The sequence below is a fragment of the Arthrobacter sp. GW822-FHT05G07 genome, assembly GCF_058799755.1.
This window is the reverse complement of sequence record NZ_JBXALT010000001.1, coordinates 121,610-129,373: the sequence shown is the minus strand read 5'-3', so window position 1 is coordinate 129,373 and position 7,764 is coordinate 121,610. Positions and strand designations below refer to the sequence as shown.

The following is a 7,764-nucleotide window of genomic DNA, read 5'->3' as shown; positions in this document are numbered from 1 at the left end:
GGGTGGGAATGAGTGTGTCTGGGACTTGGGGTTGCGCCCGCCCGGCTCCGTCCTGGCGGCGGCGTTGTAGCCAGCGCACCACTTTCCGCCGATCGCACCCGTAACCTCTGGTGCGCAATGGGGGAAAGGGTGCGCTCTTGACGCCGAAGGGGTGCACGGGGCGGGAGCGGGCGCGAACCCGCCCAGCCCCCAGCTAAAGCCCGCCCCCAGTTAGAACCCGCCTAAAGGCCAATGGCCGGAAGCGCATGAGCCTCAGCCCAGCAGCGCCCGGCGCAGGACGTCCAAACCGACCGATCCGATGTTCAGCGCTTTGCTGTGGAAGGACTTCAAGTCGAAGCCTTCGCGGGATTCAAGCTCGGCGCGGATCTGCTCCCACAAACGCTGCCCCACTTTGTAGGACGGCGCCTGGCCCGGCCATCCGAGGTAGCGGGTGAATTCGAACTGGAGCTGGCCTTCGCTGATGTCGAGGTTGGCTTTGAGGAAGTCGAATCCCTTCTCGGGTGTCCAGGTGCCGGTGCCCCAACGTTCGGGGACGGGGAGTTCCAAGTGGACGCCGATGTCGAACACCACGCGGGCTGCGCGCATGCGCTGGCCGTCCAGCATGCCCATATGATCGCCCGGGTCCTTGAGGTAGCCCAGTTCCAGCATGAGTTGTTCGGCGTAGAGTGCCCAGCCTTCGCCGTGGCCGGAAACCCAGCAGACGTTCCGGCGCCAGTTGTTGAGGAGTTCACGCCGGTAGGTTGCCGTGGCCACTTGGAGGTGGTGGCCGGGAACGCCTTCGTGGAACACCGTGGTGGTTTCGGACCAGGTGGTGAAGGTGTCTTCGCCGGCGGGTACGGACCACCACATGCGGCCGGGCCGGGAGAAGTCGTCCGACGGTCCGGTGTAGTAGATGCCGCCCTCGTCGGTGGGCGCGATCATGCACTCGAGGGTCTTCATGACGTCCGGGATGTCGAAGTGGACGTCGGCGAGTTCGGACACGGCACGGTCGGAGAGTTCCTGCATCCAGGCCTTAAGTGCGTCCGTGCCTTTGATCTGGCGGGCGGGATCGTTGTTGAGGATGCTCTTGGCTTCCTCGATCGATGCACCGGGCTTGATCTGGCCGGCAACTTTCTCCTGCTCGCTGATGAGCCGCTCGAGCTCTTGGACTCCCCAGGCGTAGGTCTCTTCCAGGTCGACTTCGGCGCCGATGAATGAACGGGAGGCCAGGGAGTAGCGTTCGCGGCCCACGGCGTCCTTTTCGGGGGCGACGGGGAGGAGTTCGTCGCGGAGGAAGGCCCCCAGGGCGCTGTACGCTGACCGCGCGGCGGATGTGCCGGCGTCGAGCTTGTCTTGGACTTCGGCGGGCAGCGGCGCATCACCAAGGGATGCGTCTGCGGCCATCTTGGCGAAGAAGCCGTCCTCGGCGGCGTACCGGCCGGTTTGTTCGATGACGATCCGAATCTGGCGTGCGGCGGCTACCTTGCGGTCGTCTTTTGCGGCGCGCAAGGACGCAATGTAGCCCTCAATCGCACCGGGTACGTTGGCGGCGCGGCCCGCGATGTGCTCCCAGTGTTCAACCGTGTCCGTGGGCATGAGGTCGAAGATGGCACGGATGTCCTGGGCGGGCGAGGCGATGTTGTTGAGGTCGGCTGCGTCCCAGCCGGACTGGTGGATTTCCAGTTCCAGGCCGAGTCGTTCCCGCATGGCATCGAGGGTAACAGCGTCCACATCATCGGAAGGCTCAAGGCCTGCCAGAGCATCCAGGGCCAACCTTGTGGCCTCCGCATGGGCTGCTGCCCCGGCCGGTGAGTAGTCCTGGTATTCGGTTTCGTGTCCCGGCAATCCCAGTGTGGTGGCGAAGCTGGGATTGAGTTCGATCAGCTTTTCTGTGTACGCGTCAGCGACGGCATCGATGGCGGACTTAGGGCGTACGGGAGTGTTTGCAGTAGTCACCCACAGAGCCTAACCGCGACGCCGCTTACGTGAAAGGGTTGTTGAACTTTTCTACACGCGAGGGAATTAACCCCGGCTGCGCTTCCACGCACCTGGACCCGGCGTGGGATCCAGACGCAGTTGCTGGCGACGCACCCAGTGCCGGACGTTCGGTTTGGACGCGGCAACCTCTTGCGGGGCGCCCAAGGAAAGCACGACGGCGGCAAGCGCCGCGAGCTCTTCGGCCGTCGGCTCGCCCTTGACCACCGAGAACATGGGTTCAGCGGGTGCTTCGGCGGGCGCCGAGTCGGCGCGATGCTTTGGCGCGCTCACAGGGGGATGTTTCCGTGCTTCTTGGTGGGCAGGCTCGCGCGCTTGTCGCGGAGGGCGCGGAGGCCGCGGATGATCTGCAGGCGAGTGTCCGAGGGAGCGATGACTGCGTCAACGTAGCCCAGCTGTGCTGCCTGGTACGGGTTGAGGAGTTCTTCCTCGTAGCCTTGGATGATCTCGGCGCGCTTGGCTTCGACGTCGCCGCCGGCCTCGGCCACGGCAGCGAGATCGCGACGGTAAAGGATGTTCACTGCACCCTGGGCGCCCATGACGCCAATCTGCGCGGTGGGCCACGCGAGGTTCAGGTCCGCGCCCAGCTTCTTGGAGCCCATCACGATGTACGCGCCACCATAGGCCTTACGGGTGATGACCGTGAGCTTCGGAACTGTTGCCTCTGCGTAGGCGTAAAGGAGCTTGGCGCCGCGGCGGATGATGCCTTGGAACTCCTGATCTTTGCCGGGCAGGAAGCCGGGGACGTCTACCAGCGTGATGATGGGGATGTTGAACGCGTCGCAGTGACGGACAAAGCGGGCGGCTTTCTCCGAGGCCGAGATGTCCAGCGTTCCCGCGAACTGCATGGGCTGGTTAGCCACGATGCCCACGGTGTGTCCCTCGACGCGGCCGTAGCCGATCATCACGTTGGGAGCGTACAGCGACTGCATCTCAAGGAAGTGGGCGTCGTCAACAATCTGCTCGATGACTTTGCGCATGTCGTAAGGCTGGTTGGCGGAATCGGGGATCAGGCCGTCAAGCGAGTGGTCGTCGTCGTTGAGTTCCAGTTCCTGGTCGTGCTCCACCACGGGGGCCTCGGACAGGTTGTTGGAGGGGAGGAAGTCCAGGAGCTCGCGCACGAACTCAATGGCGTCAGCTTCATCCGATGCCAGGTAGGTGGAGGTACCTGTGGTGGCATTGTGCTGGCGGGCGCCACCGAGGGTTTCCATGTCCACGTCTTCGCCGGTGACGGTCTTGATGACGTCCGGTCCGGTGATGAACATGTGGGACGTCTTGTCCACCATGACCACGTAGTCGGTCAGGGCGGGGGAGTAGGCGGCGCCACCGGCGCACGGGCCCATGATGAGGGAGATCTGGGGGACCACGCCGGAAGCATGGACGTTGTTGCGGAAGATGTCCGCGAACATGGCCAGCGAGGCGACGCCTTCCTGGATTCGTGCGCCGCCGCCGTCGTTAATGCCCACAACCGGGCAGCCGTTGCGGAGGGCGAATTCCTGGACCTTGACGATCTTTTCGCCGTTGACCTGGCTCAGTGAGCCGCCGTAGACACTGAAGTCCTGGCTGTAGATGGCGATCAGGCGGCCGTCCACTGTGCCGTAGCCGGAAACAACACCGTCACCCAGCGGCTTCTTCTTCTCCATGCCGAAGGCGGTGGAACGGTGGACTGCGAGGGCGTCGAACTCGACGAATGATCCGGGGTCAACCAGGAGGTCGATGCGTTCGCGGGCGGTGTTCTTGCCGCGCGCGTGCTGCTTTTCGATCGCTTCCGGGCCGGAAGGCTGTTCCGCACGGGCCTGGCGGTCGCGGAAGTCGGCAATCTTTCCCGCTGTCGTTGTCAGATCGTGGCTCATCAAGTGTCTCCGGCTCTGTAGCTGATTTTCGCTGGCGCAATTCCGGGTTCGGATAAGTAGCTGACTTAAGTAGCTTCCGTACAAAGAACAGGCCCCGCAGGCCAGTCTAGTGACGCCTTTGCCGCGAACCGCTGTAGAAACCCTACAATTTTCCGCGTTCAAGCCAAAGCCATCACTATGTTACCCGTCAGTAACATAGTTGGGCTAGAGTGTCCCCATGACTTCAAGCAACGGCGCTTCCTCCGCCTCCACAGAGGGTCAAACGCAACGCACCACCCCCTACGTGGCCACTGCTTCGCTCAAGGGCAAGACCATTCTCATGTCCGGCGGCAGCCGCGGCATAGGCTTGGCCATTGCCACCCGTGCAGCCCGCGACGGCGCCAACATTGTGTTCATGGCCAAGACCGGCGACCCTCACCCCAAACTTGAGGGCACAGTCTTTACCGCCGCAGAGCAGCTCGTCGATGCGGGCGGCCAGGCACTGCCGCTGGTCGGGGACGTCCGCAATGATGACGACGTCGCCGCAGCAGTCGCCGCCGCCGTCGAACGTTTCGGGGGAATCGACGTAGTGGTGAACAACGCCTCGGCGATCGATCTGTCCCGCACCGACGCGGTGGACATGAAGCGCTACGACCTTATGCAGGACATCAATGTCCGCGGCACGTTCCTGCTATCCAAACTGGCACTTCCCGCCTTGCGTGAATCAAGCCACGGCCACATTCTCACCCTTTCCCCGCCCCTCAACCTGGACCCCAAATGGGCCGGAATGCACTTGGCCTACACCATGGCAAAGTACGGGATGAGCCTCACCACCTTGGGGCTCGCCGAAGAGCTGAAGGACGACGGCGTTTCGGTCAACTCGCTCTGGCCATGCACCCTGATCGACACCGCAGCAATCCGGAACATGCCCGGTGGGCAGCAGATCGTACAGGCGGCCCGAGGCCCGGAAATCATGGCCGATGCCGCCCACGCAGTGCTGACGGGATCTGGCTCGACCGGGAACTTCTACACGGACGAAGAAGTGCTGCGCGCTGCGGGCGTGTCGGATTTCACTCCTTATAGTCTCGGCGCGCCCGAAGACCGCTTGGTGCCGGACATCTTCCTCTAAGCGGATTCACAGCCGTTTTTCAGGGCAGCCATCATCCGGGGACGCCGCAACTGGATAGGATTCAGCTATGGATGCCGAACAGCCAGAGAGCAGCGAACCACAGGTCTTGTCCGGAGAGGTAACGTCCGGGCAGTCCCGTTCCCCGTTGGATCGTGGGGCATTGGACCGTGATGCTCTGCTCCAGCCGGACTTCCTGTCTGCAACCGGCATCTCCCAGCTGAACATTGTCGAGTCCACGGGATCCACCAATCAGGACCTCGTCCGGGCTGTCACGGTTGAGCCCAAAAAATGGGCCGACCTTGCCGTGTTGACCGCAGAACACCAAACAGCGGCGCGCGGACGGCTAGACCGTCACTGGGAATCACCAAAGCGGTCGGCGGTGTCCGTCTCCATGGTGCTGCGTCCCGTCACGGCAGAAGGCATGCCGGTCCCGACGCAGAGCTACTCCTGGCTGTCGCTGCTAGCTGCAGTTGCGCTGCGCGAGGCCCTGCAGGAAACGGCAGGCATCACCGCGGAGATCAAATGGCCCAATGACGTGCTGGTCAACGGGCGAAAGGTGGCCGGCATCCTGGCCCAGATGACCCCTTTGGGCGATGGCTCCGTTCCTGCGGTGATCCTGGGTGTCGGCCTCAATGTTTCCCTGGCCGAGGATGAACTTCCCGTTCCCACGGCAACCTCTCTCGCCCTGGAAGGGGCCACGACGACGGACCGCACCGCGCTGCTGAAGAGCTACCTTTCGCGCTTCGCCAGGCTGTACCGCAGCTTTTGCAACTCCGAAGGAGACCCTGCGGCCGGTTTGGTGGGTGGCCCGTCGCTGCACAAGCGCGTTGAGTCTGCCATGGTGACGTTGGGCCGCGAAGTTCGGGCACACCTTCCCGGGGATCACGAACTCGTGGGCCACGCCTCGCGCCTGGACGAGCACGGCTCGTTGCTGGTGGTGGACCATGGCGGCAGGGAACACGTAGTGACAGCCGGAGATGTGGTGCACTTGCGCGCCACAGAAAGCGGTTATGCGTAAAGAGTTACTTCCGGGGGAGCAGGTCATCACGATCACGCGCCAACAGGCCCGCTCGCTCTTCTTTCCGGTGCTGGCCTTCATCGCCGTTCCGGCTGTTACCGGCTTTGTCTGTGCTTGGATCGTCAGGGAAAACCCGCAGCGCCTGGCGCCCGTCATCACGGCGGAATGGACGCCGTGGCTCATGGGTACTGTGGTAGTGCTCGCGGGATGGTTCCTCGCTGCGTACAGCCTTAGGCGGGTGTTGCGGTGGCGTTCGGCCAAGTACATCCTGACTAGCCGGCGCGTACTTGCCAAGAACGGAATGTTTCGGCGGAGTGATTGGCAGGTATCGCTCATGGCCATCCGCAACGTGGGTGTCCAGCAGAGCATGCTCCAACGGGCATTGCACTCGGGGAATATATCCTTGGATACCGGGCACTCTGGAACAGCCGTCCTGGCCGACGTTCCCGAGGTAGGGAAGTTCCGGGGCTACATTCTTGACGCGATGGACGAACTCCCGCAAGGTGAGGTTTTTGAGGGTGAAGTGCTGGGAGATTTTGAAGAATTGCCGTGGGAGTTGAGAGAAGGTGGAAGAGATGAGCGTTGAGGATCAGCAGTCCGGCGAGGACCTGGACCAGGAGTTCGACGCCGTACCGGAACCTTCCGTGGACGAAGATACTGAGGCCGGGCCTGCTCCGGCGTCGGTGCAAACAGGTCCGCCCACTGGCGTGATGTCCGCGGAGCGCCTGGCTATTAAGGCGCTCGAGGCGAAGCTCCTTGGCGGGGAACGCAAGCTCCGGCGTCGTGAGGTTGCTGCAGGCGCGGGCGTATCCATCCTGTCCGCACGGAAAATTTGGCGCGCGCTGGGGTTCCCGAACTTCGGTGACGAGGACGTTGCCTTTACTGAACGTGACCAAGCTGCCTTGTCCAGCATCCTGGATCTGGTCCGTGCGGGCCTCCTGACTGAAGAAGCCGCTATCTCCGTGACCCGTTCCATCGGGCAAATGACGGACCGCATGGTGGTCTGGCAGATCGAAGCGTTGGTGGAGGACATGGTTTCCGAGCAGGGAATCCCTGATGCCGTGGCCCGAAAACAACTGGTGGGTCAGCTGCCGGCGCTGGTGGATTCCCTCGAAGAGATCCTGGTGTACTCCTATCGCCGCCAACTCAATGCCGGCGTCCAGCGGCTTGCCGTTCGCGCGGAAGCCGGGCTCCAGGCCAGCGAGGAGGGCCGGGAGGGCGACGAAGACGATTCGCCGTTGCCCTTGGCCCGGGCAGTGGGATTCGCGGACCTTGTCTCCTACACCAGCCTGTCGCGCCGCATGAACGAGAAAACTCTCGCCCAATTGGTGCAGCGTTTTGAGAACAAGTGCGCCGAGATCATTTCGGTGGGTGGCGGCCGATTGGTCAAAACCGTGGGCGACGAAGTTCTGTACATCGCTGAAACCCCTGCGGCCGGCGCCGAGATTTCCCTTGCCTTGGCGCAGGCCTTCACCGAGGACGAGATCCTCCCGCAGTGCCGCGTGTCCATGGTGTGGGGGCGCATCCTGTCCAGGCTTGGCGACATCTACGGTCCCACCGTGAACCTTGCCGCACGGCTGACCACGCTGGCGCAGCCCGGGACAGTGCTCGTGGACGCGATGACTGCCGCTGCCCTGGGACAGGACGACCGTTTCGTCCTGGTTCCCCAGAAATCGGAGAACGTCCGTGGCTTCGGTGAGATCCACCCCGTGATGCTCGCCCGCGGGCGGGGCAAGGGTTTGGTGCTGGACTAAGCAACTTGCCGACTGCAGGAACCACCCACACTGAGAACTGCGTCACCACTTAGCAAA

At 63.2% G+C, this 7,764-nt stretch carries 7 protein-coding genes; 4 read left to right on the top strand and 3 right to left on the bottom strand.

All coding sequences use genetic code 11. The annotated features are described in order from the left end of the window. Positions 1-252: 252 nt before the first annotated feature. The 3 genes from AC1RJY_RS00540 to AC1RJY_RS00530 form a co-directional block, all read right to left on the bottom strand. Positions 253-1,935, bottom strand: coding sequence for a DUF885 domain-containing protein (locus AC1RJY_RS00540; RefSeq protein ID WP_014921178.1), 1,683 nt, complete (start codon positions 1,933-1,935; stop codon positions 253-255). A 66-nt stretch (positions 1,936-2,001) separates the two neighbouring features. Beyond that, positions 2,002-2,247, bottom strand: coding sequence for an acyl-CoA carboxylase epsilon subunit (locus tag AC1RJY_RS00535; RefSeq protein WP_043469952.1), 246 nt, complete (start codon positions 2,245-2,247; stop codon positions 2,002-2,004). Beyond that, positions 2,244-3,827, bottom strand: coding sequence for an acyl-CoA carboxylase subunit beta (locus AC1RJY_RS00530; protein WP_011774139.1), 1,584 nt, complete (start codon positions 3,825-3,827; stop codon positions 2,244-2,246). Before AC1RJY_RS00530 ends, AC1RJY_RS00535 begins: the two co-directional genes overlap by 4 nt. 217 nt (positions 3,828-4,044) lie before the next feature. Between AC1RJY_RS00530 and AC1RJY_RS00525 the strand changes: the two genes are divergently transcribed. The 4 genes from AC1RJY_RS00525 to AC1RJY_RS00510 all read left to right on the top strand — a co-directional run bounded on the left by AC1RJY_RS00525 (position 4,045) and on the right by AC1RJY_RS00510 (position 7,707). Continuing rightward, the gene (locus AC1RJY_RS00525; protein WP_498600908.1) at positions 4,045-4,935 is read left to right on the top strand and encodes an SDR family oxidoreductase; all 891 of its coding nucleotides are present in this window, start codon (positions 4,045-4,047) and stop codon (positions 4,933-4,935) included. Positions 4,936-5,002: 67 nt separating this feature from the next. Next, positions 5,003-5,953 (top strand): biotin--[acetyl-CoA-carboxylase] ligase, encoded by a 951-nt coding sequence (locus AC1RJY_RS00520; RefSeq protein ID WP_014921181.1) that lies wholly within the window; start codon positions 5,003-5,005, stop codon positions 5,951-5,953. Then, positions 5,946-6,539 (top strand): PH domain-containing protein, encoded by a 594-nt coding sequence (locus AC1RJY_RS00515; RefSeq protein WP_498600906.1) that lies wholly within the window; start codon positions 5,946-5,948, stop codon positions 6,537-6,539. The genes AC1RJY_RS00520 and AC1RJY_RS00515 overlap by 8 nt, the downstream gene beginning before the upstream one ends. After that, on the top strand, positions 6,529-7,707 hold the full coding sequence (locus AC1RJY_RS00510) for an adenylate/guanylate cyclase domain-containing protein (RefSeq protein ID WP_011774143.1): 1,179 nt from the start codon (positions 6,529-6,531) through the stop codon (positions 7,705-7,707). The genes AC1RJY_RS00515 and AC1RJY_RS00510 overlap by 11 nt, the downstream gene beginning before the upstream one ends. Positions 7,708-7,764: the final 57 nt, after the last annotated feature.

Excerpts from the sequence above, each read along its gene's own strand:
- AC1RJY_RS00515 (WP_498600906.1), top strand. The coding sequence starts at position 5,946 with ATGCGTAAAGAGTTACTTCCGGGGGAGCAGGTCATCACGATCACGCGC.
- AC1RJY_RS00510 (WP_011774143.1), top strand. The coding sequence starts at position 6,529 with ATGAGCGTTGAGGATCAGCAGTCCGGCGAGGACCTGGACCAGGAGTTC.
- AC1RJY_RS00525 (WP_498600908.1), top strand. The coding sequence starts at position 4,045 with ATGACTTCAAGCAACGGCGCTTCCTCCGCCTCCACAGAGGGTCAAACG.
- AC1RJY_RS00520 (WP_014921181.1), top strand. The coding sequence starts at position 5,003 with ATGGATGCCGAACAGCCAGAGAGCAGCGAACCACAGGTCTTGTCCGGA.
- AC1RJY_RS00530 (WP_011774139.1), bottom strand. The coding sequence starts at position 3,827 with ATGAGCCACGATCTGACAACGACAGCGGGAAAGATTGCCGACTTCCGC.